Source organism: Sphingomonas sp. CCH21-G11 (assembly GCF_001555965.1).
Taxonomy (GTDB): domain Bacteria; phylum Pseudomonadota; class Alphaproteobacteria; order Sphingomonadales; family Sphingomonadaceae; genus Sphingomonas.
Genome location: NZ_LSHX01000055.1, coordinates 90,336 through 114,192, shown reverse-complemented (window position 1 = coordinate 114,192; position 23,857 = coordinate 90,336). Strand labels below are relative to the sequence as shown.

The 23,857-nt window shown below is 66.3% G+C and carries 24 protein-coding genes; 4 read left to right on the top strand and 20 right to left on the bottom strand.

The window, feature by feature from the left end; genetic code table 11:
• From AX676_RS16015 to AX676_RS16005, 3 genes are all read left to right on the top strand, one after another.
• Positions 1 to 292, top strand: a 292-nt coding sequence (locus AX676_RS16015; RefSeq protein WP_197417102.1) for an alpha-hydroxy-acid oxidizing protein, incomplete at its 5' end; no start/stop codon positions are given.
• A 123-nt stretch (positions 293 to 415) separates the two neighbouring features.
• Positions 416 to 1,840 carry a hypothetical protein gene (locus AX676_RS16010; protein WP_066476289.1) on the top strand — a complete coding sequence of 475 codons (1,425 nt, stop codon included), beginning with the start codon at positions 416 to 418 and terminating at the stop codon, positions 1,838 to 1,840.
• 28 nt (positions 1,841 to 1,868) lie between these two features.
• Positions 1,869 to 3,047 (top strand): vWA domain-containing protein, encoded by a 1,179-nt coding sequence (locus AX676_RS16005; RefSeq protein WP_066476291.1) that lies wholly within the window; start codon positions 1,869 to 1,871, stop codon positions 3,045 to 3,047.
• Between the two features lie 106 nt (positions 3,048 to 3,153).
• Here AX676_RS16005 and AX676_RS16000 read toward each other — a convergent pair whose 3' ends face one another.
• Positions 3,154 to 3,447, bottom strand: coding sequence for an Hpt domain-containing protein (locus AX676_RS16000; protein ID WP_066476297.1), 294 nt, complete (start codon positions 3,445 to 3,447; stop codon positions 3,154 to 3,156).
• Positions 3,448 to 3,557: 110 nt separating this feature from the next.
• Between AX676_RS16000 and AX676_RS15995 the strand changes: the two genes are divergently transcribed.
• On the top strand, positions 3,558 to 5,840 hold the full coding sequence (locus AX676_RS15995; RefSeq protein ID WP_156437612.1) for a hypothetical protein: 2,283 nt from the start codon (positions 3,558 to 3,560) through the stop codon (positions 5,838 to 5,840).
• A gap of 26 nt (positions 5,841 to 5,866) precedes the next feature.
• Here AX676_RS15995 and AX676_RS15990 read toward each other — a convergent pair whose 3' ends face one another.
• The 19 genes from AX676_RS15990 to AX676_RS15910 all read right to left on the bottom strand — a co-directional run bounded on the left by AX676_RS15990 (position 5,867) and on the right by AX676_RS15910 (position 23,855).
• Complete coding sequence (locus AX676_RS15990; RefSeq protein ID WP_066476300.1) at positions 5,867 to 6,127, bottom strand: DUF1467 family protein; 261 nt, start codon at positions 6,125 to 6,127, stop codon at positions 5,867 to 5,869.
• Positions 6,128 to 6,131: 4 nt separating this feature from the next.
• Entirely contained in the window at positions 6,132 to 7,766 is a 1,635-nt protein-coding gene (locus tag AX676_RS15985) for a ribonuclease J (protein ID WP_066476592.1), read from the bottom strand.
• 40 nt (positions 7,767 to 7,806) lie between these two features.
• Positions 7,807 to 8,613, bottom strand: a complete 807-nt coding sequence (locus AX676_RS15980) for a type III pantothenate kinase (protein WP_066476302.1) — start codon at positions 8,611 to 8,613, stop codon at positions 7,807 to 7,809.
• Positions 8,614 to 8,634: 21 nt separating this feature from the next.
• Positions 8,635 to 9,378, bottom strand: coding sequence for a biotin--[acetyl-CoA-carboxylase] ligase (locus AX676_RS15975; RefSeq protein WP_231726069.1), 744 nt, complete (start codon positions 9,376 to 9,378; stop codon positions 8,635 to 8,637).
• Positions 9,345 to 10,790 carry an NADH-quinone oxidoreductase subunit NuoN gene (gene nuoN / locus AX676_RS15970; RefSeq protein WP_066476304.1) on the bottom strand — a complete coding sequence of 482 codons (1,446 nt, stop codon included), beginning with the start codon at positions 10,788 to 10,790 and terminating at the stop codon, positions 9,345 to 9,347. Before nuoN ends, AX676_RS15975 begins: the two co-directional genes overlap by 34 nt.
• Positions 10,790 to 12,397, bottom strand: a complete 1,608-nt coding sequence (locus AX676_RS15965; protein WP_082731188.1) for an NADH-quinone oxidoreductase subunit M — start codon at positions 12,395 to 12,397, stop codon at positions 10,790 to 10,792. The genes nuoN and AX676_RS15965 overlap by 1 nt, the downstream gene beginning before the upstream one ends.
• On the bottom strand, positions 12,394 to 14,493 hold the full coding sequence (gene nuoL, locus AX676_RS15960; protein ID WP_066476306.1) for an NADH-quinone oxidoreductase subunit L: 2,100 nt from the start codon (positions 14,491 to 14,493) through the stop codon (positions 12,394 to 12,396). The genes AX676_RS15965 and nuoL overlap by 4 nt, the downstream gene beginning before the upstream one ends.
• 148 nt (positions 14,494 to 14,641) lie before the next feature.
• Positions 14,642 to 14,947, bottom strand: a complete 306-nt coding sequence (gene nuoK, locus AX676_RS15955; protein ID WP_066476309.1) for an NADH-quinone oxidoreductase subunit NuoK — start codon at positions 14,945 to 14,947, stop codon at positions 14,642 to 14,644.
• Between the two features lie 106 nt (positions 14,948 to 15,053).
• Positions 15,054 to 15,665: an NADH-quinone oxidoreductase subunit J gene (locus AX676_RS15950; RefSeq protein WP_066476311.1), complete on the bottom strand. Its 612-nt coding sequence runs from the start codon at positions 15,663 to 15,665 to the stop codon at positions 15,054 to 15,056.
• A 185-nt stretch (positions 15,666 to 15,850) separates the two neighbouring features.
• Positions 15,851 to 16,336, bottom strand: a complete 486-nt coding sequence (nuoI, locus tag AX676_RS15945) for an NADH-quinone oxidoreductase subunit NuoI (RefSeq protein ID WP_066476314.1) — start codon at positions 16,334 to 16,336, stop codon at positions 15,851 to 15,853.
• Positions 16,333 to 17,514: an NADH-quinone oxidoreductase subunit NuoH gene (nuoH, locus tag AX676_RS15940; RefSeq protein WP_066476317.1), complete on the bottom strand. Its 1,182-nt coding sequence runs from the start codon at positions 17,512 to 17,514 to the stop codon at positions 16,333 to 16,335. Before nuoH ends, nuoI begins: the two co-directional genes overlap by 4 nt.
• Before the next feature lie 115 nt (positions 17,515 to 17,629).
• On the bottom strand, positions 17,630 to 19,636 hold the full coding sequence (gene nuoG / locus AX676_RS15935) for an NADH-quinone oxidoreductase subunit NuoG (protein WP_066476319.1): 2,007 nt from the start codon (positions 19,634 to 19,636) through the stop codon (positions 17,630 to 17,632).
• Positions 19,636 to 20,940: an NADH-quinone oxidoreductase subunit NuoF gene (gene nuoF / locus AX676_RS15930; RefSeq protein ID WP_066476597.1), complete on the bottom strand. Its 1,305-nt coding sequence runs from the start codon at positions 20,938 to 20,940 to the stop codon at positions 19,636 to 19,638. The genes nuoG and nuoF overlap by 1 nt, the downstream gene beginning before the upstream one ends.
• The gene (locus AX676_RS15925) at positions 20,940 to 21,173 is read right to left on the bottom strand and encodes a hypothetical protein (protein ID WP_066476321.1); all 234 of its coding nucleotides are present in this window, start codon (positions 21,171 to 21,173) and stop codon (positions 20,940 to 20,942) included. Before AX676_RS15925 ends, nuoF begins: the two co-directional genes overlap by 1 nt.
• Positions 21,173 to 21,343 (bottom strand): hypothetical protein, encoded by a 171-nt coding sequence (locus tag AX676_RS17970; RefSeq protein WP_156437613.1) that lies wholly within the window; start codon positions 21,341 to 21,343, stop codon positions 21,173 to 21,175. Before AX676_RS17970 ends, AX676_RS15925 begins: the two co-directional genes overlap by 1 nt.
• Positions 21,340 to 22,011, bottom strand: a complete 672-nt coding sequence (locus AX676_RS15920; protein ID WP_066476326.1) for a complex I 24 kDa subunit family protein — start codon at positions 22,009 to 22,011, stop codon at positions 21,340 to 21,342. Before AX676_RS15920 ends, AX676_RS17970 begins: the two co-directional genes overlap by 4 nt.
• Positions 22,004 to 22,258 (bottom strand): hypothetical protein, encoded by a 255-nt coding sequence (locus tag AX676_RS17965; RefSeq protein WP_156437614.1) that lies wholly within the window; start codon positions 22,256 to 22,258, stop codon positions 22,004 to 22,006. Before AX676_RS17965 ends, AX676_RS15920 begins: the two co-directional genes overlap by 8 nt.
• Positions 22,255 to 23,487 carry an NADH-quinone oxidoreductase subunit D gene (locus AX676_RS15915; RefSeq protein ID WP_066476342.1) on the bottom strand — a complete coding sequence of 411 codons (1,233 nt, stop codon included), beginning with the start codon at positions 23,485 to 23,487 and terminating at the stop codon, positions 22,255 to 22,257. Before AX676_RS15915 ends, AX676_RS17965 begins: the two co-directional genes overlap by 4 nt.
• On the bottom strand, positions 23,487 to 23,855 hold the full coding sequence (locus tag AX676_RS15910) for a cupin domain-containing protein (protein ID WP_066476345.1): 369 nt from the start codon (positions 23,853 to 23,855) through the stop codon (positions 23,487 to 23,489). Before AX676_RS15910 ends, AX676_RS15915 begins: the two co-directional genes overlap by 1 nt.
• Between the last annotated feature and the right edge of the window lie 2 nt (positions 23,856 to 23,857).

The window sequence follows — 23,857 nt, the reverse complement described above, 5'->3', positions numbered from 1 at the left end:
GGTGATGTCGTCGGCACGCGCGCTGCCGACGATCGCGGATGCGGTCGGCGACCGGATGACCGTGCTGGTCGACGGCGGGGTGCGGTCGGGCCTTGATGTCGTGCGCATGCTGGCGCTCGGCGCGCGCGGCGTCCTGCTCGGTCGTGCGTGGTTGTTCGCGCTGGCGACCGGCGGCGAGGCCGGGGTGACCAAGCTGCTCGGCCTGATCGCGCGCGAGATGACGGTCGCCATGACGCTGACCGGGGTCAACCGCATCGATGCGATCGACCGGGACATCCTGGCGAAAGCCTGAGCCGATGGCGCGACCCGATCGTTCGGCGACCGTGCTGCCGGCGGATCGCGCCGTGCAGCCACCGATAGGCGCTTTCGCTTTCGGTCGGATCGGCTAGAACGCGCGGCCTGGACCGGGGGATCTATGCGCGAAGACACCGGCGGCGTTTCCGATCGCGAAGTCAGGATCTGGGTGGTCGCCATGCTGGTCGGTGCGGCGGTGCTGCGCCTGACCGCGTCGGCCAACGGCGGTTTGTGGCTGGACGAGGCGTGGTCGGCGACCTTCGCGTTCGAGGTCGGGACACCTGCCGGCATCTGGTTCAATATCGGCCATGACAACAATCATCACTGGAACACATTGTGGTTGCAGCTGACCGGCCTCGGTGCGCCGCCCGTCGTGTCGCGGCTGTTGTCGGTCGCGACCGGGGTCGCCGCCGTGCCCCTCGCCGCCGCGATCGCCGCGCGCTGGGGCCGACCGCAGGCGATGATCGCCGCCGCGCTGTTCGCCTTCTCCCCCATCCTGGTCACCTATGGATCGGAAGCACGCGGCTATGCGCCGATGGTGCTCGCCCTGCTCGTCGCGATCCGGCTTACCCAGCGGATGATCGCGGAGGAGGATGACGGGGCGGCTCCCGGTCGCATCGCAGCAAGCTTTTTCATCGGGCTGTTCGCGCAGCTGACGCTGGTCTTTGCATTGCCCGCGCTGGCCGGGTGGCATCTGGTGGCGCGGGCGATGGCGGGCAGCTGGCGCGAGGCGGCGGTCACGACCGCGCGGCGCTTCGCGCCCGCGGTTCTGGCCAGCATCGCGGTCATCGCTTTCGTGTTCGCCAGCGCGCATGCCCGCGGCGGCTTTACGTTCGGCGAATATACGCGCTTCAGCCCCGGCCATTTCGCCACCGCGCTAGATCAGCTCGCCGCATACACGCTTGGGCTGGCGGGATTGCCCGCCGGCATCGGCGCAGCCACCGCCGTCGTGCTCCTCCTCATCGCGCTCGTGGTCGAGCGGCTGCGGGGGCCGATGCCGTTCATCGTGTTGGCGACGCTCGCCTTTCCTGCGACGGTGGCATTGCTGCGTCTCGGGAACAGCCAGTTTCCACGCTATTATCTGCTTGCGGCCGTCGCCCTGCTGCTAACGCTCGCGCGGGTTGGCGGGCGGGCGATGGCGACGCCGGGTCCGGCGCGGGTGGCGACGATGCTGGGGCTGGGCCTTGCCGCGATCGGGGCGCTCGCCACCAACGACGCGATCCTCCACGCCGCACGCGGCCATCCCGAGCGCGCGCTCGCCCCGATCGTCGCGGCGACGCCCGGAAAGTCGCGCGTGTGGGTGGCGAGCACGCGATCGATCGCGCCGCTCCGCGCGGCGGCGGCAGTCGCGGGCGACCCGCTGTCGATCAGCACCGCCCCCTGCCCCGACGCGGAGTTCCTGTATGTCGACGGCCCGCCCGACGACCGGCTTGCGCCCCGGCTGGCAGCATGCGGGGTGCGCGCCCAGCCGATCCGAGCGGGCGTGACCGGGGGGCTTTCGGGAACCGCGTGGCGGCTCTATCGTGTCGTGCCGGACCCCAGGTGAGGCGGGGCGGCGCGCGAAAGGCACGGTCATGTTCTTCTCCTTCATCGACGAGCTGCGCGCCGCCGGCATCCCGGCCAGCCTGAAGGAACATCTGGTCCTGCTCGACGCGCTGGAGCGCGACGTGATCGACCGGACGCCGGAGAGCTTCTATTTTCTCGCCCGCGCAACCTTCGTGAAGGACGAGGGGCTGCTCGACCGCTTCGATCAGGTGTTCGGCAAGGTGTTCCGCGGCATCGCCACCAGCTATGCGACCGAACAGGCGGCGATCCCGGAGGAGTGGTTGCGTGCCGTCGCCGAGAAATATCTGACGCCCGAGGAAATGGCGGCGATCGAATCGCTCGGCTCCTGGGACGAGATCATGGCGACGCTCAAGCAGCGGCTTGAGGAACAGCAGGGCCGGCACCAGGGCGGCAACAAGTGGATCGGCACCGGCGGCACCAGCCCCTATGGCAATTCTGGCTACAACCCCGAAGGCGTCCGTATCGGTGGCGAAGGCAAGCACCAGCGCGCGATCAAGGTTTGGGACCAGCGCGCGTTCAAGAACCTCGACAACACGCGCGAGCTGGGCACCCGCAACATCAAGGTGGCACTGCGCCGCCTGCGCCGCTTTGCGCGCGAGGGCGCGGCGGACGAGCTCGACATCGACGCGACGATCGACGGCACCGCGCGGCAGGGCTGGCTGGACGTCCGGATGCGCCCGGAGCGGCACAATGCGGTCAAGCTGCTGCTGTTCCTCGACGTCGGCGGATCGATGGACCCCTGGGTCAAGCTGTGCGAGGAGCTGTTCTCCGCCGCGACGTCGGAGTTCAAGAACCTCGAATTCTTCTATTTCCACAACTGCATCTACGAAGGCGTGTGGAAGGACAATCGCCGCCGCTTCACCGAACGCACCAACACCTGGGACGTGCTGCACAAGTTCGGCCACGACTATAAGCTGGTGATTGTCGGCGACGCGTCGATGAGCCCGTACGAGATCACCCATGCCGGCGGATCGGTCGAGCATTTCAATGAGGAAGCCGGGGTCATCTGGCTCCAGCGGCTGACCAACACCTATCCGGCGACCGCGTGGATCAACCCGATTCCGAAGGAACAATGGGGCTATTCGCAGTCGATCCGCATCATGCGCGAACTGGTCAACGACCGCATGTACCCGCTGACGATCGCCGGCCTGGACGACGCGATGCGGGAACTGACGCGCAAGCGATAGGGCGGGTCGAGTTCACGCGCAGGTGCGACGGCGCGAAGGAATTCTTCGTCGCCACGGCGGAGGCCGGGGCGACGACTTTATGCTTCGGCCGCGTGCCGAAAGAGGGTCAGAGCCGCTCGATCGCCTTGTGCAGGCGGCGCAGCACCATCGGATCGCCCTGGGTCGCATTGGCGGCTTCGTCCGCCAGCGCCATCAGCCGGATCGCGCCGAAGCTCGCGGCCAGCCCCTTGAGGCGAAGCGCGGCGGCACGCCAGCCCTCGACGTCGACCGCATCCTCGAGCGCGGTGACCGCGCGGCGGCTGCTGTCGAAAAATGCCTCGCGCAGCTCCGCGATCAGCGCGGGTTCGTCACCCACCGCCGCGGCCAGCGTCGCATCGATTGCACCGGGATCATATGCCATAAATTGTGGATAACCCCGCAAAGATTAAGACGAGGTTGTCGGTTGCCGGTTTGCGGCGCGGCAATTCCTGTTACTGTCCCGCCATGACGGGACGCTCGAGGATCGCCGGCTTGCGGCATGAGGACGACGACGCGGTGCTGACCGAGGCCGTGGCGCACGACGACGAACTGGTGCTGGGCACCGTGGCGGAGGCACCCGAGGCGCCACCCGCCCCGGAAGAGGCTCCTTCGGACGCCTCGTCCGGCCGGCTGGTGCCCGCGCTCGCCATCGTCGCGGCGATCGGCTGGATCGGCGCGGCGCTGTGGGCGAGCTGGCCGAACCTGCGCGGCGGCGCGACGCCGGGCGAATGGCTGCAGTTCATTGCAGTCCTGTGCGCGCCGCTGGCGCTGATCGGTGTGCTGGCGCTGCTCGCGCTGCGCACCAGCCGGGCGGAAGCCCAACGCTTCGGCCGCACCGCGCGGGCGATGCGCGCACAAGCGGATGCGCTGGAGCACGCGGTGGGCCAGATGGCGTCGGTCCTCGAACAGAACCGCGCCGAGCTCGGTCGCCAGACCGACGCGCTGCTCGCGCTTGCCGATCAGGTCGCGGCGCGGATGCAGGAGGTAGGCTCCAGCGTCGCGGCGGGCGCGCGCGAGATCGACCAGAGTGCCAATCAACTCAACGATTCAACCATCGCCGCGGCTGCGCGGCTGAGCGTACTGCTCGCCTCCGTACCCAAGGCGCAGGCCGAAACCGAAGCGATGGCGACCGCGCTCGACCGGGCGGGGCTGTCCGCCAGCGCCAATGCGGCCGCGCTCGCCGCGCAGCTCGCATCGGTCACCGAACGCGGCAAGGAGGCCGACGCGGTCGCCAGCGGCGCGGCCGAGCGGCTCGCCGCGCACATCGCACGGATGGAAGCAACCAGCGAGACCGCCGGCGCGCGGCTGGAAGCCGTGACCGGCGAAATGACCAGCGCGGTCGACGGCGTGCTCGAACGCGCGGCGCATGCCGTCGACGAGGCACGCAAGGGGATCAGCGCCCAGGGCGACGCGATGCTGGCGATGCTGGCGAACAATCAGGCGTCGATCGAGCGTGCCGGGGCCGACGGCATCGCCGCACTCAGCGACCGGATCAGCGCGGTCGAGGGGGCGATCGCCCGGATCGGCGACCTGCTCGGCCAGCAACGCACGCGCAGCGAGCATCTGTTCGACAATCTGGTCACGGGCATCGAGGCAACCGAGCAGAAGCTGGCGGCGCTCCACACGACCGGGCTCGACCGCACGCAGTCGCTCGCCGCGGCGATCAGCGCGCTCGACGGCAGCGCCGGCGCGATGACCGAAACGATGCGCGTCGGCGACGAGACCGCGCGGCGCGTGATCGGCACCGCCGAGGACCTGCTGACCGCGCTCGACGCCGCGTCGCGCGAGATGGACGAGACGATGCCAGAAGCGCTTGCCCGGCTCGACCAGCGGATCCAGGCAAGCCGCGCGATCGTCGGCGAGGCCAAGCCCGAACTGCTCGCGCTCGTCACTGCGGCGGAGAGCACGCATGAAGCGATCGAGGCGATCGCCGGGGTGATCGCGATCCAGCGCGACACGCTGGGCGGCGTGTCCCAGTCGCTGCTGTCGACGCTCGACACCAGCCGTGCGCGCATCGACGACATCCAGGGCATCGTCGACACGACGATCGCCGGCACGCGCCGCTTCAGCGACGATGCCGCGCCCCAGCTGATCGAGGCGCTCAACCGCATCCGCGAAACCGCCACCGCCGCGAGCGACCATGCCCGCAAGGCGCTCGCCGCGGTGATCCCCGAAGCCGCGCAGGCTCTGGAACGCGAGGGCGCGGCCGCGCTCGGCCGCGCGATGGAGCAAAGCGTCGCGCGCCATATCGTCGAGCTGAACGACGTCGCCGATCGCGCCGCCGCCACCGCCGCGCGCGCGGCCGAGGAATTGAGCAAGCAGATGCTGGCGATCGCGGAAACCAGCATGACGATGGAGCATCGACTGGAGGTCGCGCGCGACGAGCAGCAGCGCAACAGCAGCGACACCCTGTCGCGTCGCGTCGCCCTGTTGATCGAGGCGCTCAATTCGATGTCGATCGACCTGTCGAAATCGCTGGCGCAGGAAGTGTCCGACAGCGCGTGGACGGCGTATCTGAAGGGCGACCGGGGCGTGTTCACGCGGCGCGCGGTGCGCCTGCTCGATGCGGGGCAGGTTCGCGAGATTTCAGGCCATTACGATCAGGACGCCGAGTTCCGCGAGCAGGTCAATCGCTACATCCACGATTTCGAGGCGATGCTGCGCCAGATCCTGGCACTGCGCGAGGGCTCGCAGCTTGCGGTCACGCTGCTGTCGTCGGACATGGGCAAGCTGTACGTCGCGCTCGCCCAGGCGATCGAGCGGCTGCGGACCTGACCGCGCCGCGTCGCGCGGTTACCGGCTCAATTATAGTAATCGAGCATCGCCGGCGTGACCCAGCCATAGACGTAATTGAGGTAGAACAGCGCGAACGCGACCGTCGCGACGATGGTCGTGCGGATCATCAGCCGCCGGATGCTGAAGCCGACGGGGGCACTGTCGGCCTGGCCGGGCACCTTGGCGACGCCGGCCTCATCCGCGGTGCGTACGCCGAAGGGCAGCACGAGAAACACCGCGAACACCCAGAACAGGAAATAGATCGCCAGCCCCGACTGCCACGCCATCGGATCAGGCGTCCACGATCAGCACGTCGACGATCGGCTTCTTGCCCGTCCAGCGGGTCGCAACCCGCCGCACCGCGAGCCGGACCGCCTCGCGTACCTTTTCGCGGTCGCGCGTGTCGCCCTTGACCGCGCCGGCTGCCGCATCCTGGGCGTCGGCGATGAAGGGTTCGCGATCCTCCTCGACGGGCACGCCCTGGATGCGCACTTCGGGCGTGCCGGCAAGCGCGCCCTTGCGCAGCGCGACCGCGACCGAAACCTGGCCATAGAGCGCCAGCTTGCGCCGTTCGTTGATCGTCGTGCCGTCGGCGGGCAGGATGACGTCGCCGTCGAGCACCAGCCGACCGGAGGGCGCGGCGCCGATTCGTTCGGGCTTGCCGGGTGCCAGGCGGACGATGTCGCCGTTCTTCTGCACGATCGACTGGGGTACGCCCTCGCTCAGCGCAAAGCGCGCCTGCTCGGCCATGTGGCGCAGCTCGCCATGCACTGGCACGAGGATTTCGGGACGGATCCAGCCATACATCGCCGCCAGCTCCGGCCGGCCCGGGTGGCCGGACACGTGCACATAGGCCTGGCGATCGGTGATCATCGCGACGCCCGCAGCGGCCAGCGTGTTCTGGATGCGGCCGATCGCGATCTCGTTGCCGGGAATCTGCTTGGAGGAAAAGACGACAAGGTCGCCCTGCCCCAGCTTGATCTGGTGCGTTCCCTCCGCAATGCGCGACAGCGCCGCGCGCGGCTCGCCCTGGCCGCCGGTCGCGACGATCATCACCCGGCCGGGGGGAAGCGACATTGCGGTGTCGAAATCGATCGTGTCGGGGAAGTCGCGTAGATAGCCCGTCGCCTTCGCCACCCGAAGAATGCGGTCCAGCGATCGGCCGGCGACGCACAGCTCGCGGCCGGTATCGCGCGCCACCTCGCCCAGCGTCTGCAGTCGGGCGGCGTTGGAGGCGAAGGTGGTGACGAGCACGCGACCGGTCGCTGCGGCGATCACCTCGTCCAGCCCCTTGCGGACATCGCCCTCCGACCCCGAGGCTTCGGGATTGAAGACATTGGTCGAATCGCACACCATCGCCAGCACGCCCGCATCGCCGATCGCGCGCAGCTCGGCCTCGGTCGATGGCTCGCCCAGCAGCGGCTGATTATCCAGCTTCCAGTCGCCGGTGTGGAAAATGCGCCCATGCGGGGTGTCGATCACCAGCGCATTGCCCTCCGGAATCGAATGCGCCAGCGGCACGTAGCGGAAACCGAAGGGCCCCAACTGGAAACTGCCCTCATTCTCCACGATCTTCAGCCGGACGCGGTCGGCAATCCCCTCTTCCTCCAGCTTGCCGCGGATCAACCCGGCCGTGAACGGCGTGGCATAAAGCGGGACATCGAGATCGGCCGCGAGGTAGGGCAGCGCGCCGATATGATCCTCGTGCCCATGCGTCAGCACGATGCCGAGCAGGTCGTCCAAACGCTCCTCGATGAATTGCAGGTCGGGCAGGATGATGTCGATGCCCGGATAGCCCGGATCGGCAAAGGTGATGCCGCAATCGACCATCACCCATTTGCCCTGGGTGCCGTAAAGATTGACGTTCATCCCGATCTCGCCCGATCCGCCGAGCGCGAGGAAAAGCAGTTCGTTACCTGGGGTCACTGGGTTCCGTTTCTGGTTGGCGGGGGCGCAGGCCTGCGCGTCAGTCCGCACCCCCATTATGGGCGCGCGACCACAGCATCGCCAGCCCCTGAATGGTCAGATCGGGCTCGATCACGTCGAAAACCTGTGTATGCTGCTCGAACAGCACCGCGAGGCCGCCGGTGGCGATGACGCGGGCGGGGCGGCCGATCTCGGCCCGGGTGCGCGCGACCAGCCCTTCGATCATCGCGATATAGCCCCAATAGATCCCGATATGCATCTGTTCGACGGTGCTGCGTCCGACGACGGTCGCCGATGCCGGTGCTTCGATCGCGATGCGCGGCAGCTTGGCCGCCGCGGTCACCAGCGCATCGAGCGACAGGTTGATGCCGGGCGCGATCACGCCGCCCTTATAAGCGCCGCGAAAGTCGACGACGTCGAAGGTGGTGGCGGTGCCGAAATCGATGATGATCAGGTCGCCCGGGTGCTGGGCATGCGCCGCAATGACGTTGAGCGCGCGATCCGCACCCAGATTGTCGGGTTCGTCGACGTCTAGCGCAAAGCCCCATTGCGCCGCGCCGCGCCCGGCCACCACCGCCTCCACCCCGAAATATTTCTGGGCGAGCACCTGGAGATTATGCAGCGCGCGCGGGACGACCGTGCCGATGATGACCGCGTCGACGACCGCCCGGTCGAAGCCCTCAAGCTGGAGCAGCTGGCTCAGCCACACCGCATATTCGTCCGCCGTGCGTCGCGGATCGGTGGCGATGCGCCAGCGCGCGCGGATCGTCCCGCCGCCCGCCACATTCCCCGGCTCAACCAGTGCAAAGACGATATTGGTGTTGCCGGCATCGACCGCGAGCAGCATGGCCCTATCCCTTTCGTCCCATCAGATCAGGAACACGTCGCCCGCGTGAATGACACGCGCCGCGCCATCGGCCAAGCGCAGGATCAGCGCGCCATCGGAATCGAGCCCGTCGAACCTGCCTTCAAATGCTTCCCGGTCCCCCGGCCGGACCCGAAGGGGCGTGCCCGGCGGATGCGCAAGCGCCAGCCAGCGCTGACGAATGCCAGCGAAGCCATGTCCGCGCCAGCTGTCGAGCGCGGTGGCGAGCGCGGCGGTCAGCGGGTCGAGCAGCGCGGGCGGTTCGACCTTCCGACCCTGTGCGGCCAGGCTGGTGGTCGGCCGATCGAGATCGGCGGGGTGCGCGGCGAGGTTGGCACCGAAGCCGATCACGACCGCGTCCCCGGCGCGCTCGAGCAGGATGCCCGCAAGCTTCGCGCCGCCGATCATCACGTCGTTGGGCCATTTGAGCGTCAGCGCGGCGAGCGGCCCGGCGGCCTGGATCACCGCATCGGCGAGCGCCACCGCCGCGACAAAGCCGAGCGTGGCCGCCGGGGGGTCGCCGGGGCGCAGCCGGACGATGGTGCTGGCGTAGAGATTGCCGGGCGGCGATTGCCACGCGCGACCCTGCCGGCCCCGCCCCCCGGTCTGCGTCTCGGCGCGCAGCCAGAACCCCTCGGCGGCTCCGGCGGCGGCAAGCGCAAGGCAATCGGCGTTGGTGGATCGCGTCGTCGCGACCGTGCGGATCGTCGAGGTCAGAACAGCGCCTGCGCCGCCGCGTTCGACCACAGCGTCAGCGCGGGGATCGCGAACATGCCAAGCGGCGAGATCGCGACCGCCGTCACCGCGATGATGCCGCCTTCGACCGGGCTGGCGACGGGCGGGAATGCCTCTGCCGGCGCGTCGAAATACATCACCTTGACGATGCGCAGATAATAATAGGCGCCGATCACCGACGCCACGATACCGATCACCGCCAGCGGGAACAGCCCGGCCTGGATCGCCGCATCGAACACCGCGAACTTGGCCCAGAAGCCGAACAGCGGCGGCACCCCGGCGAGCGAGAACATGAACATCGCCAGCGCCAACGCCAGCAGCGGCCGGGTGCGCGACATGCCGGCCAGGCTGTCGATCGTCTCGATCGAGCTTCCGTCGGGGCGCTGCATCTGGAGCACCAGCGCGAACGAACCGATCGTCATCACCAGATAGACGGCAAGGTAGAACATCACCGATGCCACACCCGTCGGGGTGCCGGCGGCAAGCCCGATCAGGATGAAGCCGATATTGTTGATCGACGAATAGGCGAGCAGCCGCTTGATGTTGGATTGCCCGATCGCGGCAGCCGCCCCCAGGATGATCGAGGCAAGCGCGGCGAACACGACGATCTGGCGCCAGTCGCTCAGCGCCGGGCCCATCGCCTCGACCGCGACGCGGGTGGCGAGCGCCACCGCCGCCACCTTGGGCGCGGAGGCGAAGAAGGCAGTGACGGGCGTCGGCGCGCCCTCATAGACGTCGGGCGTCCACATGTGGAACGGCACCGCCGACATCTTGAACGCGAGCCCGGCAAACACGAACACCAGGCCGAACAGCAGCCCGATCGAACGCCCTTCGGCATAGCGCGTCGCGATCACGTCGAACGCGGTCGTGCCGCTGAAGCCATAGACCAGCGAGATGCCGTAGAGCAGGATCCCGCTCGCCAAAGCGCCGAGCACGAAATATTTGAGGCCCGCTTCGGCCGAACGCGTGTCGCGCCGCATGAAGCTGGCCAGCACATAGGCTGCGAGACTCTGCAGCTCGAGCCCGACATAGAGGGTGAGCAGGTCGGTCGCCGACACCATCATGCCCATGCCGACCGAGGAGAGCAGGATCAGGATCGGATATTCAGGCCGCAGATTTTCGCCCGAGGTGCGCTCGAAAAAGCGCGGCGCGATCAGGATCGCCACCGCCGCGCCCAGATAGATCAGCACCTTGGCGAATGTGGAAAAGGCGTCGGCGCGGTACAGGCCGTAAAAGGCATCGCCGCCATTGCCCGCCGGGCCGGTCAGCGCGATCCCCGCGCCGATCAGGATCGCGACCGACGCGGTGCTGATCGTGCGCGTTGCCGCCGTGCCGCCCCAGGCAGCCGCCAGCATCAATGCCAGCGCGCCGAGCGTCAGCACGATCTCCGGCAGGGTCAGAACCAGTTGCGAACCGTAATCCATCAATGCGTCCCCGCGGTGGTGGCTTCGCCCGCGCCCGTTGAATGTTCGCCAGCGCCCTCATGGTGCCCGCGCGCCACCTCGACCCGCGCCGCGTAAGCCGCTGCCCCTGCAGCCGTGCCCGGCGTCGCACGCGAATCGCCCGCCGGCGCAGCGCGATCGAGCCGCGCGAGCAGGGTCGTCACATCGGCCCGCATCGGCGCGATGAACGGTTCGGGATAGACGCCCATCCACAGCACCACTGCCGCAATCGGCGCGAGCAGCGCGATCTCACGCGGCGACAGGTCGGGCATGGCGCGGACATCGTCCTTGACCAGATCGCCGAACACGACGCGGCGATAGAGCCAAAGCATATAGGCCGCGCCCAGGATGATGCCGGTCGTGCAGAGCACCGCTGCCCAGGTCGACACCTGATAGGTGCCCATCAGGCTCAAAAACTCGCCGACAAAGCCGCTGGTGCCCGGCAGGCCGATCGACGCCATGGTGAACAGCAGGAACAACACGGCGTAGCGCGGCATGTTTATCGCCAGGCCGCCATAACGATCGATCTCGCGCGTGTGCAGCCGATCATAGATGACGCCGACGCACAGGAACAGCGCGCCCGAGACGAGGCCGTGCGAGAGCATGACGATCATCGCGCCCTCGATCCCCTGCTGGTTGAACGCGAAGAGGCCGATCGTCACGATCGCCATGTGCGCGACTGAGGAATAGGCGATCAGCTTCTTCATGTCCGCCTGCACCAGCGCGACGAGCGAGGTGTAAATCACCGCCACCGCCGACAAGGCCAGGATCAGCCAGGTCAGCTGCGCCGATGCCTCCGGGAACATCGGCAGCGAGAAGCGCAGGAAGCCATAGCCGCCCAGTTTGAGCAGCACGCCGGCCAGGATTACCGACCCCGCGGTCGGTGCCTGCACGTGCGCGTCGGGCAGCCAGGTGTGGACCGGCCACATCGGCATCTTGACCGCGAATGAGGCGAAGAAGGCGAGCCACAGCCAGGTCTGAACCTGTGGCGGGAAGTCATATGCCATCAGCGCCGGGATGCTCGTCGTCCCCGCCGTCGTGGTCATGTAGATCATCGCGACTAACATCAGCAGCGAGCCGAGCAGCGTGTAGAGGAAGAACTTATAGCTGGCGTAGATGCGGTTCGCGCCGCCCCAGATGCCGATGATCAGATACATCGGGATCAGACCGGCTTCGAAGAACATGTAGAACAGGAACAGGTCCTGCGCCGCGAACGTGCCGATCATCAGCGTTTCGGTGAGCAGGAACGCCGCCATATATTCGGGCACGCGATCGGTGATCGCTTCCCAGCTCGCGCCGATGCAGATCGGCATCAGGAAGACCGAGAGCAGGATCAGCAGCAGCGAGATGCCGTCGATGCCGACCGCCCAGGCGAAACGGCCAAAGATCGGCGCATATTCAACGAACTGCCATTGTGCGGCCTGCGCCGACTGATCGAAATTGGCCCAGAGCAACGCGCCCAGCGCCAGATCGACCAGCGTCGCGGCCAGCGCGATCCAGCGCGCCGACCTGGCATCGGTGAACAGGCAGGCAAGTGCCGCGACCAGCGGCACCGCCAGCATGACGGAGAGGATCGGAAAACCGGTCATCGCGTGATGATCCAGGTGACCGCGGCAGTGAGCCCGATCAGCATGACGAACGCATAGCTATAGACATATCCCGATTGCAGCTTTGCCGCCGCGCGCGTCCCCGCCATCACCAATGCCGCCGACCCGTTGGGCCCGAAGCGATCGATTGTGCCCTCGTCGCCCTGCTTCCAGAACAGCCGGCCAAAGGCGAGCGCGGGGCGGACGAACAGATGGCCGTAAAGCTCGTCGAAATACCATTTGTTGAGCAGGAAGCGGTGGAGGATGCGGAACTGCTCGACAAACTGCGCCGGGAAACCGGGCCGCAGAAGATAGGCGTAGACCGCGACGACGAAGCCGATCCCCATGACGATGGTCGCGGCCAGCTTCACCAGCAACGGCACCTCATGCATCGCATGCGCCAGCGTTGCGTCGAAGAAGATGCTTCCCTTCCAGAACGCATCACCCGCTTCCGCTTCGATGAACTGGTGGAAGAAGCCGAAGCCGGAGGCGATCGCGCCGATGGTCAGCACCAGCAGCGGCACCAGCATCACCCACGGGCTTTCATGCGGGTGGTAGCCGCCCGTGCCCTCGGCCACGTGATGTTCGACATGCGCGGGCGCGTGGCCGGCGTCTTCCTGAGCCGGCGCGTTGGCTGCGACGTCGCCATGGCCGTGCGTCGCGTGAGCGTCATGGCCGTGCGCATCGTGAATCGCGTGCTGGATATGCTCCGACGCGGCCCAGCGCGGCGTGCCCCAGAAGGTCAGGAACATCAGACGCCACGAATAGAAGCTGGTGAGCAGGGCGGCGAACGTCCCGACCCAGAACGCGCCGACGCCCTCGCCGGACGCAAAGGCCGCTTCCAGGATCGCGTCCTTGGAATGGAAACCGGCGAAACCGAACGGCTCGTTGCCGAAGATCGGCGCGACGCCGACCCCGGTGATCGCCAGCGTGCCGGCCATCATCGTCCAGAAGGTGACCGGAATGTGCCGACGCAGCCCGCCATAGAAGCGCATGTCCTGTTCATGGTGCATCGCGTGGATCACGCTGCCCGCGCCCAGGAACAACAGCGCCTTGAAGAAGGCGTGGGTGAACAGGTGGAACATCGCCGCGCCATACGCACCAACGCCGGCGGCGAAGAACATGTAGCCGAGCTGGCTGCACGTCGAATAGGCGATGACGCGCTTGATGTCGGTCTGCACCGTGCCGATGGTGGCGGCGAAGATGCAGGTCGCGGCGCCCACCACGGTGACGACGCCCAGCGCGATCGGCGCGGCCTCGAACAGCGGCGACAGGCGGCAGACCATGAACACGCCCGCCGTCACCATCGTCGCGGCGTGGATCAGCGCGGAGACGGGCGTCGGCCCCTCCATCGCGTCGGGCAGCCAGGTGTGCAGGCCAAGCTGCGCCGACTTGCCCATCGCGCCGATGAACAGCAGCAGGCAGATCAACGTCAGCGTATCGACGCGATAGCCCAGGAAGCCGATCGTCGATCCCGCCTGGTTCGGCACGGCGGCCAGGATCTCGGGGATGGAAATCGTGCCGAACACCAGGAACAGGCCAAAAATGCCGAGCATGAAGCCGAGATCGCCGACGCGGTTGACCACGAACGCCTTGATCGCCGCCGCATTGGCCGAGGGCTTTTTGAACCAGAAGCCGATCAGCAGGTAGCTGGCGAGACCGACACCTTCCCAGCCGAAGAACATCTGGACGATGTTGTCGGCAGTCACCAGCATCAGCATGGCGAAGGTGAACAGCGACAGATAGGCGAAGAAGCGCGGCTGATCCGGGTCCTCGCTCATATAGCCCCAGCTATAGAGGTGGACGAGCGCGGACACGGTGGTGATGACCACCAGCATGACCGCGGTCAACGCGTCGACGCGCAGCGCCCATTCGACATCAAGCGTGCCCGATCGCATCCAGGTAAGCACCGGCACCACGCCGGCTTCGGCGCTGCCCGACAGGAAGCCGACGAAGATCGGCCAGCTGAGCGCGCAGGCGATGAACAGGCCGGCGGTGGTGATGAGCTTCGGGAACGCGATCCCGAACGCGCGGTTCGACAGCCCCGCGACGATCGACGCGACCAGGGGCGCGAAGACGATGATGGCGATGGTGTTCACCGAAGCCCCTCCGTCGCCCCGGCGCGGGGGCCCCCGCAAAGTATTCCTTTGCGGGGAACCCCGAAGGCCGGGGCCGCTGGCAATTTACAGAGCGCCAATAGCCCGGCGGTCCCGGCCTTCGCCGGGACGACGCTTTTCTTCGTCACCATCACCCCTTCATCCGGTTGACGTCGTCGACCGCGATCGTGCCGCGGCCACGGAAATAGATGACCAGGATCGCCAGCCCGATCGCCGCTTCGCCCGCCGCGACGGTCAGCACGAACATCGCGAACACCTGGCCGACCAGGTCGCCGAGATAGGCGGAGAACGCGACGAGGTTGAGGTTCACCGCGAGCAGGATCAGCTCGATCGCCATCAGGATGACGATCAGGTTCTTGCGGTTGACGAAGATGCCGAGCACGCCGAGCGTGAACAGGATGCCGGAGACGACGAGGTAGTGGGTGATCCCGATCATGCGGTGAGCCCCTTCAAACACAAACAGGGACCGTTCGTATCGAGCGCAGTCGAGATACGCTTCTCGACTTCGCTCGAAGCGAACGGCGTTTGGGGATTGGCCGTGCTCACAGCTCCACCCCCTGCCCGACCGGCTGATTGACGTTACGCACCGCATCCTTTGCGCGGCGGTTGATCTGGCGGCTGACATTCTGGCGCAGCACGCCTTCACGCTGGCGATAGGTCAGCACGATCGCACCGATCATCGCGACCAGCAGCACCAGCCCCGCGCCCTCGAACAGATAGAGGTAGCGCGAATAGAGCAGCCGCCCGATCGCCTCGATATTGGGGACCGTCGGGTCGATCGGAGCCAGCCGGTCCGCGATCTTCACGCCGCCCGCCGACCATGCGCCGACCGCGATGAAAATCTCTGCCGCCAGCGCGACCGCCAGCGTCAGCCCGATCCAGAAATAATTGACCACCCCGGCGCGCAGCTCGGCGAAATCGATATCGAGCATCATCACGACGAACAGGAACAGGATGGCGACCGCGCCGACATAGACGATGACCAGCAGCATCGCGATGAATTCGGCCCCGACCAGCACCATCAGCCCGGCGGCGTTGAAGAACGCCAGGATCAGCCACAGCACCGAATGCACGGGGTTGCGCGACGCGATCGTCATCGTCGCGCTGACGATGACCACGGTCGCGAACAGGTAAAAGGCGATGGCCTGGATCACGCATTCCCCCGGCGAACAAGGTTCGTCACCCCGGCAAAGGCCGGGGTCTCGTGCCGCAAGGACGCACCCTGCCGGATTGAGGCCCCAGCCTTCGGGGATCCCCGCAAAGCATTACTTTGCGGGGGCCCTTTCGCTGGGGCGACGCGAGTGGTTTGAATCATTGCGAGCCCTTTGATGCTGGCCGCTTACCGATAGGGCGCGTCGGCGGCAAGGTTCGCGGCGATCGCCTGCTCCCAACGGTCACCGTTCGCCAGCAGCTTTTCCTTGTGATAGATCAATTCTTCGCGCGTTTCGGTGGCGAACTCGAAATTCGGCCCTTCGACAATCGCGTCAACCGGGCACGCTTCCTGGCACAGCCCGCAATAGATGCACTTGACCATGTCGATGTCGTAGCGCGTCGTGCGGCGGCTGCCGTCCTCGCGCGGCTCGGCCTCGATCGTGATGGCGAGCGCCGGGCACACCGCCTCGCACAGTTTGCACGCGATGCAGCGCTCCTCGCCATTGGGATAGCGACGCAGCGCATGTTCCCCACGGAACCGCGCCGAGATCGGGTTCTTTTCGTACGGATAGTTGATCGTCGCCTTCTTCTTGAAGAAGTAGCGCAGCGTCAGCGCGTGCGCCTTCACGAACTCATAGAGCGTGAACGAACGAAGGGTCTGGGCGAGGCTCATTGGCTCGACTTTCCGTTGAAAAGCTTGTCGCGGCAAATGCCGTCGGCCGGGTAGCGCGGCGGATCGACGCGGACGTCGACGCCCCTGATATTGGCACCGCTGACATACATGCGATCGGCGGGGGCGCATTCAGTCCCGACGCGCGTCAGCATGAGGAAACCCGACACCAGGAAGACGAACAGCAGCGACAGCGGCAGGAAGATTTTCCAGCCCAGCCGCATCAGCTGGTCATAGCGATAGCGCGGCACCGTCGCCTTCACCCAGCTGAACAGGAAGAAAAAGGCGAGCATCTTGACGAACAGCCAGATGATGCCCGGCACGGCATAAAGCGGCGCCCAGTCGAACGGCGGCAGATAGCCGCCCCAGAACAGGGTGGCGTTGAGCACGCACATCAGGATCACGTTGGCGTATTCGCCCAGCCAGTAGAGCGCGAACGCCATCGACGAATATTCGGTCTGGTATCCCGCAACCAGCTCGCTTTCTGCTTCGGTCAGGTCGAACGGCGCGCGCTGCGTCTCGGCGAGCGAAGAGATAAAGAACACCACCGCCATCGGAAACAACAGCGGGTTGGGGAAGAAGCCGTTGACCGGCGTCCCCATCACATTGCGCTGCGCCTCGACAATGCCCGACAGGTTGAAGGTGCCGGCCCACAGCACGACCGAGATCAGCACGAAGCCGATCGCGACTTCATAGGACACCATCTGCGCCGCCGCGCGGATCGCCGAGAAAAACGGGTATTTCGAGTTGGACGACCAGCCCGCCAGAATGATGCCATAAACGCCGAGCGACGACGCGGCGAGCACATAGAGCAGCCCGACATTGATGTCGGACAGCACGACGCCGACATCGAACGGCACCACCGCCCACACGATCAGCGCGATGGTGAAGGTGATGATCGGCGCGAGCAGGAACAGCCCGCGGTTGGCCCCCGAAGGGATGATCGTTTCCTGCAGGAACACCTTGAGACCATCGGCGAACGACTGGAGCAGCCCGAACGGGCCGACCACGTTCGGCCCCTTGCGCAGCGCCATCGCCGCCCAGATCTTGCGGTCGGCATAGATGATCATCGCGACCGCCAGCATGACCGGGAACGCGATCAGCAGGATGCCGATGATCGTCGCGGTGAACCAGGCGGCTTCGAAGGACCAGCCGGCGGAGGTCTGGAAAAACTCGGTCATTTCGCGCTCGCTCCTCTCGCCGTTCGTGTCGAGCGAAGTCGAGATACGGGGACGGAACGCAATGCCAACGTGTCTCGACTGCGCTCGACACGAACGGGAGAGGCCAGGTGCAGGGTCATTCCGCCGCCTCCGCGAAATCCTGGCCGTGGATCAGTTCGGCCGAGCAGCGCTGCATCGTCGGGCTGGCGCGGCAGATGGCGTTGGTCAGGTAGAAGTCGGTGATCGGATAGGTCACTTCACCGGCCGCCACCGCATCGAGCGCGGGCGGATTCCAGTCGTAGCGGACCAGCCCTTCCTCACCTAGCGCCGGCACCGCCTTCGCCATCTGGCCACGCAACTGGTCGAACGTGTCGAACTGCAGCGTGTGGCCCAGCCGCTCCGACAGCGCGCGCAGGATCGTCCAATCCTCACGCGCGTCCCCCGGCGGGAAGGCGGCGCGGTTGCTGAACTGCACGCGGCCTTCCAGGTTGACGTAGGTGCCGTTCTTCTCGGCATAGCTCGCCGCCGGCAGGATCACGTCGGCGGCGTGTGCGCCCTTGTCACCATGATGGCCGATAAACACCTTGAAGCTGCCCGCAAAGCCCGTGAAATCCACTTCGTCCGCGCCCAGGAAAAAGGCGAGCTTGGGCGCGGCCGCAACGATGTCGGAAATGCCGCCCGCCTGCGCATAGCCGAGCATCAGCCCACCCATCCGCGCTGCGGCGATATGGACGACGTTGAAGCCGTTCCAGCCGTCTCGCACCAGATTGAGCGGATTGACCAACGCCAGCGCACCGCCAAAGCCCTGCTTGAGCGCGCCCGGCCCGACCATCACCACCGGCCGCTGCGCCGCGCCAAACGCTTGGGCCACCGCATCCGGCAGCTTGTTGAGCAGCGACAGGTCGTTGCCCAGCCACGTCACGGGATAGGTCAGATCAACCTCCGGCCCGATCGCGAACACCTTGGCGCCGCGCTTGATCGCCTTGCGCACGCGCGTGTTGATCAGCGGCGCTTCCCAGCGCAGATTGCTGCCGACCAGCAGGATCGCGTCCGCGTCCTCGACGCCCGCAATCGTCGTGTTGAACGCGACCGCACCCAGATTGGTGACGTCATAGGCCATGCCGGTCTGCCGCCCCTCAAGCAGCGTCGATCCGAGCGCATTGACCAGCAATTTGGCGGCGAACATCGTTTCGCAATCGAGCAGGTCGCCGGCGATCGCCGCGACGCTCGAGCCCGCCGCCTTGGCGCGATCGGCGATCACATCGAACGCTTCTTCCCAGGTCGCGGGCACCAGCTTGCCGTCGCGGCGCACATAGGGCCGGTCAAGCCGCTTGCGCGCCAGGCCGTCGACATGGTGGCGCGTCTTGTCGTGCGCCCATTCCTCGTTCACGTCCTCGTTGATGCGTGGCAGCACGCGCAGCACCGCGCGCCCACGGCTGTCGAGGCGGATATTGGTGCCGACCGCGTCCATGACGTCGATGGCCAGGTTCTTCTTGAGCTCCCAGGGCCGCGCCTCGAACGCATAGGGCTTGGACGTCAGCGCGCCGACCGGGCACAGGTCGACGACATTGCCCGACAATTCGCTTGTCACCGCCTTTTCCAGATAGCTGGTGATTTGCATATTCTCGCCGCGATAGATCGCGCCGATCTCCTCGACACCCGCGACTTCCTCGGCAAAGCGGACGCAGCGCGTGCACTGAATGCAGCGCGTCATCACCGTCTTGACGATCGGACCCATGTACTTCTCGGTCACCGCGCGCTTGTTCTCGGTATAGCGGCTGGCGCCCCGGCCGTAAGCGACCGACTGATCCTGCAGGTCGCACTCGCCGCCCTGGTCACAGATCGGGCAGTCGAGCGGGTGGTTGATCAGCAGGAACTCCATCACCCCTTCGCGCGCGGCCTTCACCATCGCTGAATCGGTGCGGATTTCCTGATTGTCGGCGGCGGGCAGCGCGCACGACGCCTGCGGCTTGGGCGGCCCGGGCTTCACCTCGACCAGGCACATCCGGCAATTGCCGGCGATCGACAGCCGCTCATGATAGCAGAAGCGCGGAATCTCCTTCCCCGCCGCCTCGCACGCCTGAAGCACGGTCGCGCCCTGCGGCACTTCGACTTCGATTCCGTCTACGGTAAGTTTAGGCATTACTCCGCCGCCTCCTGCATCGGCGTGAGGTCGCCGCCCTGGCGCTCGGCGATGCGGCGCTCCAGTTCGGGGCGGAAGTGGCGGATCAGGCCCTGGATCGGCCAAGCGGCGGCGTCGCCCAGCGCGCAGATGGTGTGGCCTTCGACCTGCTTGGTGACCTGATAGAGCGTGTCGATCTCGCTCACGTCCGCGTCGCCGCTGCGCAGCCGCTCCATCACCCGCCACATCCAGCCGGTGCCCTCGCGGCACGGCGTGCACTGGCCGCAGCTTTCATGCTTGTAGAAATAGCTCAGGCGGCTGATCGCGCGGACGACGTCGGTCGACTTGTCCATCACGATGACGGCGGCGGTGCCGAGGCCCGAACCCAGCGCCTTCAGCCCGTCGAAATCCATCGGCGCGTCCATGATCTGTTCGGCAGGCACCAAAGGCACCGACGAGCCGCCGGGGATCACCGCGAGCAGATTGTCCCAGCCGCCGCGAATGCCGCCGCAATGCTTTTCGATCAGCTCGCGGAACGGGATGCTCATCGCTTCCTCGACCACGCAGGGCTTTTCGACATGCCCGCTGATCTGGAACAGCTTGGTGCCCTTGTTGTTCTCGCGCCCGAAGCTCGAGAACCACTCCGGCCCGCGCCGCAGGATCGTCGGCGCGACCGCGATCGATTCGACGTTGTTGACCGTGGTCGGGCAGCCATACAGACCCGCGCCCGCCGGAAAGGGCGGCTTCAGCCGCGGCTGGCCCTTCTTGCCCTCCAGGCTTTCGAGCATCGCGGTTTCTTCGCCGCAGATATACGCGCCGGCGCCGCGGTGGACGAACACGTCGAAATCATAGCCCGAGCCGCAGGCATTCTTGCCCAGGAACCCCTTGGCATAGGCTTCGGCAACCGCGGCGAACAGCGTCTCCGCCTCACGGATGTATTCGCCGCGAATGTAGATGTACGCGGCCCGCGCGCGCATCGCATAGCCGGCGATCAGCGCGCCTTCGATCAGCTTGTGCGGATCGTGGCGGATGATCTCGCGGTCCTTGCAGCTACCAGGCTCGGATTCATCGGCGTTGATGACCAGGAAATTGGGCCGCTCCGCCTTGGGCTCCTTGGGCATGAAGCCCCATTTCACGCCCGTGGGAAAGCCCGCCCCGCCGCGCCCGCGCAGGCCCGACGCCTTGATCTGGTCGATGATCGCGTCCTGGCCACGCGCCATCAGCGCCTTGGTATCGTCCCAGTCGCCGCGCTTCATCGCCGCGTCGATATTCCACGGCTGATAGCCGTAGAGATTGGTGAAGATGCGATCCTTGTCCGCGAGCATCATCCGGCATCCGTCAAATCAAGGCGGCGCTCGACCCGCGCCAGCCGTGCGTCCATCTTGTCCATGCGCGAATTGATGCCGGCGATCGACATCATCATCGATGCCATATGCTCCTCGCTCGCGGTGACGCGCAGCTTGATGTCGCCCAGGTCGCTCTCGATGCGATCGAGGCGGCCGTTGAGGCGAAGAAACTGCTCGCCGATGAAGTTCAGGATTTCCGCTTCTTCGGGCATCACCGCCGCCCCTTGTCCTTGGTCATCCACAGATAGACGACCACCGCCAGGCCGATCACCAGCAGCGGCCCGAGCAGGTTGAAGGTCAGCTTCAGCACCCAGCCGAGCACGACGATGCCGCCGATGATCGCCAGGATGGTGACGATCAGGTTCTTGTCCTTCGCGCTCATGCCCATTCCTTCCGATAATCGTGGTTTTCGGCAACCATCGCGGTCAGCGTCGTCGGGCCGCCCAGCGGCTCGACGGTGTGGCGGCCGGGCTCCTGCGTGCCGGGCCGGGGCGCTTCGCCCTTTGCCAGCGCGTCGAGGATCGCGGCCATGCGATCATAGGTCAGGTCTTCGTAGTTGTCGTCGTTGATCTGGACCATGGGCGCGGACGCGCAATTGCCCATGCACTCGACTTCGGTCAGCGTGAACAGGCCGTCCGCGGTCGTCTTGCCCTTGGCCAGTCCCTTGTCCTGGCACGCCTGGAACACATCGTCAGAGCCGCGCAACATGCACGGCGTCGTGCCGCACACCTGGACGTGATAGCGACCGACCGGGGCCAGATTGTACATGGTGTAGAACGTCGCGACCTCGAACACGCGCATATAGGGCATCCCCAGATACGCGGCGACATATTCGATCACCGGCACGGGTAGCCAGCCCTGGGTGCTGGTCTCCGCCCCCACCTGGCGCTGGGCCAGGTCGAGCAGCGGCAACGTCGCCGATTGCTGGCGCCCGGCCGGATAGCGCGCGACGATCTCGCGCGCCTTGACCGCATTGTCGATCGACCACTCGAACGACGCCCACCGCGCGCGGACTTCCGCTTCGGAGGGGAGGTTGGGTGTGTCAGCCATTTGCCCGCCTTAGTTTAACCACCATCCCGAGCCGGATAACCCAAGCGCCGAACACAAGCAGCGACACGACAGCGCTACTCCAGTCTCCGACGCTCCAGCTCGACTTGACGAGTTTATCGCCCAGTCGATCCGCAGCGCCCAGCGCCATCAGCGAAAACAAACCGAGCAACATATATGCTTCTCTAAGCTCGCGGCGGCGACGTTCCTCCTCTGTGGGAAGCCAAGGAGAAACTTGAACCTCGCTCACCGGTCACACTCCCCGAACACGATGTCCATCGCGCCAAGGATCGCGGTCGTATCCGCCAGCATGTGGCCGCGCGACATGAAGTCCATGGCCTGCAAATGGCTGAACGCGGTCGGGCGGATCTTGCAGCGATAGGGCTTGTTGGTGCCGTCGCTGACCAGATAGACGCCGAACTCGCCCTTGGGGCTTTCGGTCGCGACATATACTTCGCCGGCGGGGACGTGATAGCCCTCGGTATAGAGCTTGAAGTGGTGGATGAGCGCCTCCATCGAGCGCTTCATCTCGCCGCGCGGCGGCGGGCCGACCTTGCGATCGAGCGTCATCACCGGGCCTTCGGGCATTTGCGCCAGGCACTGCTTCATGATCCGCGCCGACTGGCGAACCTCCTCGACCCGCACCATGAACCGGTCGTAGCAGTCGCCGCGCGTGCCGACCGGCACGTCGAACTCCATGCGGTCATAGACGTCATAGGGCTGCGACTTGCGCAGATCCCACGGGATGCCCGCGGCGCGGATCATCGGGCCGGAAAAGCCCCATTTGATCGCATCCTCGCGGCTGACGATGGCGATGTCGACATTGCGCTGCTTGAAGATGCGGTTTTCGGCGACCAGGCTGATCGCGTCCTCGAACAGGCGCGGCAGGCGGGTGTCGAGCCAGTCGGCAATGTCGGTCAGCAGCTTCAGCGGCACGTCCTGGTGCACGCCGCCGACGCGGAAATAATTGGCGTGCATCCGCGCACCCGACGCACGCTCGTAGAAGTTCATGCAGTCTTCGCGCAGCTCGAACATCCACAGATTGGGCGTCATCGCGCCGACGTCCATGACGTGTGAGCCCAGGTTGAGCATGTGGTTCTTGATGCGCGTCAGCTCGGCGAAGAATACGCGCAGATATTGCGCGCGCAGCGGCACCTCCAGGTCGAGCAGCTTTTCGACCGCCAGCACGAAGCTGTGCTCCATGCACATCGGCGAACAGTAATCGAGCCGGTCGAAATAGGGGATCGCCTGGGTATAGGTCTTGTATTCGATCAGCTTTTCGGTGCCGCGGTGGAGCAGGCCGACATGCGGGTCGAGCCGCTCGACGATCTCGCCGTCCAGCTCCATCACCAGCCGCAGCACGCCGTGCGCGGCCGGGTGCTGCGGGCCGAAGTTGATCGTGTAGTTCTCGATCATCACTTCGTCGGTGGCGGCGCCATCGCTGGTCGCCGGCGCGGTGGCGTCGATCGTCTCGGCCATCACAAGGTCTCCAGCGTGGCGCGGGTCAGGTGCGAGGGCGCGTCGCCCGTATTCGGTTCGCCTTCGCGGTCGATCATCAACATGTGGACTTCTTCCTCGGCGAACGGGCGATGCTCGGTCCCGCGCGGCACGACGATCATTTCGCCCGCACGCAGCCGGCGCACGCCGTCGCGAAACTCGATCCCCAGCTCGCCCTTGAGGACGAGGAACAGTTCGTCGGTGTCGGCATGGGCATGCCAGGTGAAGTCGCCCTGCACCTTGGCAACGCGCAGCTCATGGCCGTTATAGCTGCCGATGACGCGCGGATTCCAATGATCCGCGAACGCCGCCAGCTTGTCCGCCAGCACGATCGGTTCAGGTGCGGGCATCG

What these genes read in the sequence shown, in the direction of transcription:
- nuoI (WP_066476314.1), bottom strand. Translation starts at nt 16,336, where the DNA reads ATGAGCCTCGCCCAGACCCTTCGTTCGTTCACGCTCTATGAGTTCGTG.
- nuoF (WP_066476597.1), bottom strand. Translation starts at nt 20,940, where the DNA reads ATGCTCGCGGACAAGGATCGCATCTTCACCAATCTCTACGGCTATCAG.
- AX676_RS16000 (WP_066476297.1), bottom strand. Translation starts at nt 3,447, where the DNA reads ATGGCATATGATCCCGGTGCAATCGATGCGACGCTGGCCGCGGCGGTG.
- AX676_RS16005 (WP_066476291.1), top strand. Translation starts at nt 1,869, where the DNA reads ATGTTCTTCTCCTTCATCGACGAGCTGCGCGCCGCCGGCATCCCGGCC.
- AX676_RS15965 (WP_082731188.1), bottom strand. Translation starts at nt 12,397, where the DNA reads ATGACCGGTTTTCCGATCCTCTCCGTCATGCTGGCGGTGCCGCTGGTC.
- nuoH (WP_066476317.1), bottom strand. Translation starts at nt 17,514, where the DNA reads ATGACCGAGTTTTTCCAGACCTCCGCCGGCTGGTCCTTCGAAGCCGCC.
- nuoN (WP_066476304.1), bottom strand. Translation starts at nt 10,790, where the DNA reads ATGGATTACGGTTCGCAACTGGTTCTGACCCTGCCGGAGATCGTGCTG.
- AX676_RS15910 (WP_066476345.1), bottom strand. Translation starts at nt 23,855, where the DNA reads ATGCCCGCACCTGAACCGATCGTGCTGGCGGACAAGCTGGCGGCGTTC.
- AX676_RS15915 (WP_066476342.1), bottom strand. Translation starts at nt 23,487, where the DNA reads ATGGCCGAGACGATCGACGCCACCGCGCCGGCGACCAGCGATGGCGCC.
- AX676_RS15925 (WP_066476321.1), bottom strand. Translation starts at nt 21,173, where the DNA reads ATGCCCGAAGAAGCGGAAATCCTGAACTTCATCGGCGAGCAGTTTCTT.
- AX676_RS16010 (WP_066476289.1), top strand. Translation starts at nt 416, where the DNA reads ATGCGCGAAGACACCGGCGGCGTTTCCGATCGCGAAGTCAGGATCTGG.
- AX676_RS15990 (WP_066476300.1), bottom strand. Translation starts at nt 6,127, where the DNA reads ATGGCGTGGCAGTCGGGGCTGGCGATCTATTTCCTGTTCTGGGTGTTC.
- AX676_RS15920 (WP_066476326.1), bottom strand. Translation starts at nt 22,011, where the DNA reads ATGGCTGACACACCCAACCTCCCCTCCGAAGCGGAAGTCCGCGCGCGG.
- AX676_RS17970 (WP_156437613.1), bottom strand. Translation starts at nt 21,343, where the DNA reads ATGAGCGCGAAGGACAAGAACCTGATCGTCACCATCCTGGCGATCATC.
- AX676_RS15980 (WP_066476302.1), bottom strand. Translation starts at nt 8,613, where the DNA reads ATGCTGCTCGCGGTCGATGCCGGCAACACCAATATCGTCTTTGCACTG.
- nuoK (WP_066476309.1), bottom strand. Translation starts at nt 14,947, where the DNA reads ATGATCGGGATCACCCACTACCTCGTCGTCTCCGGCATCCTGTTCACG.
- nuoG (WP_066476319.1), bottom strand. Translation starts at nt 19,636, where the DNA reads ATGCCTAAACTTACCGTAGACGGAATCGAAGTCGAAGTGCCGCAGGGC.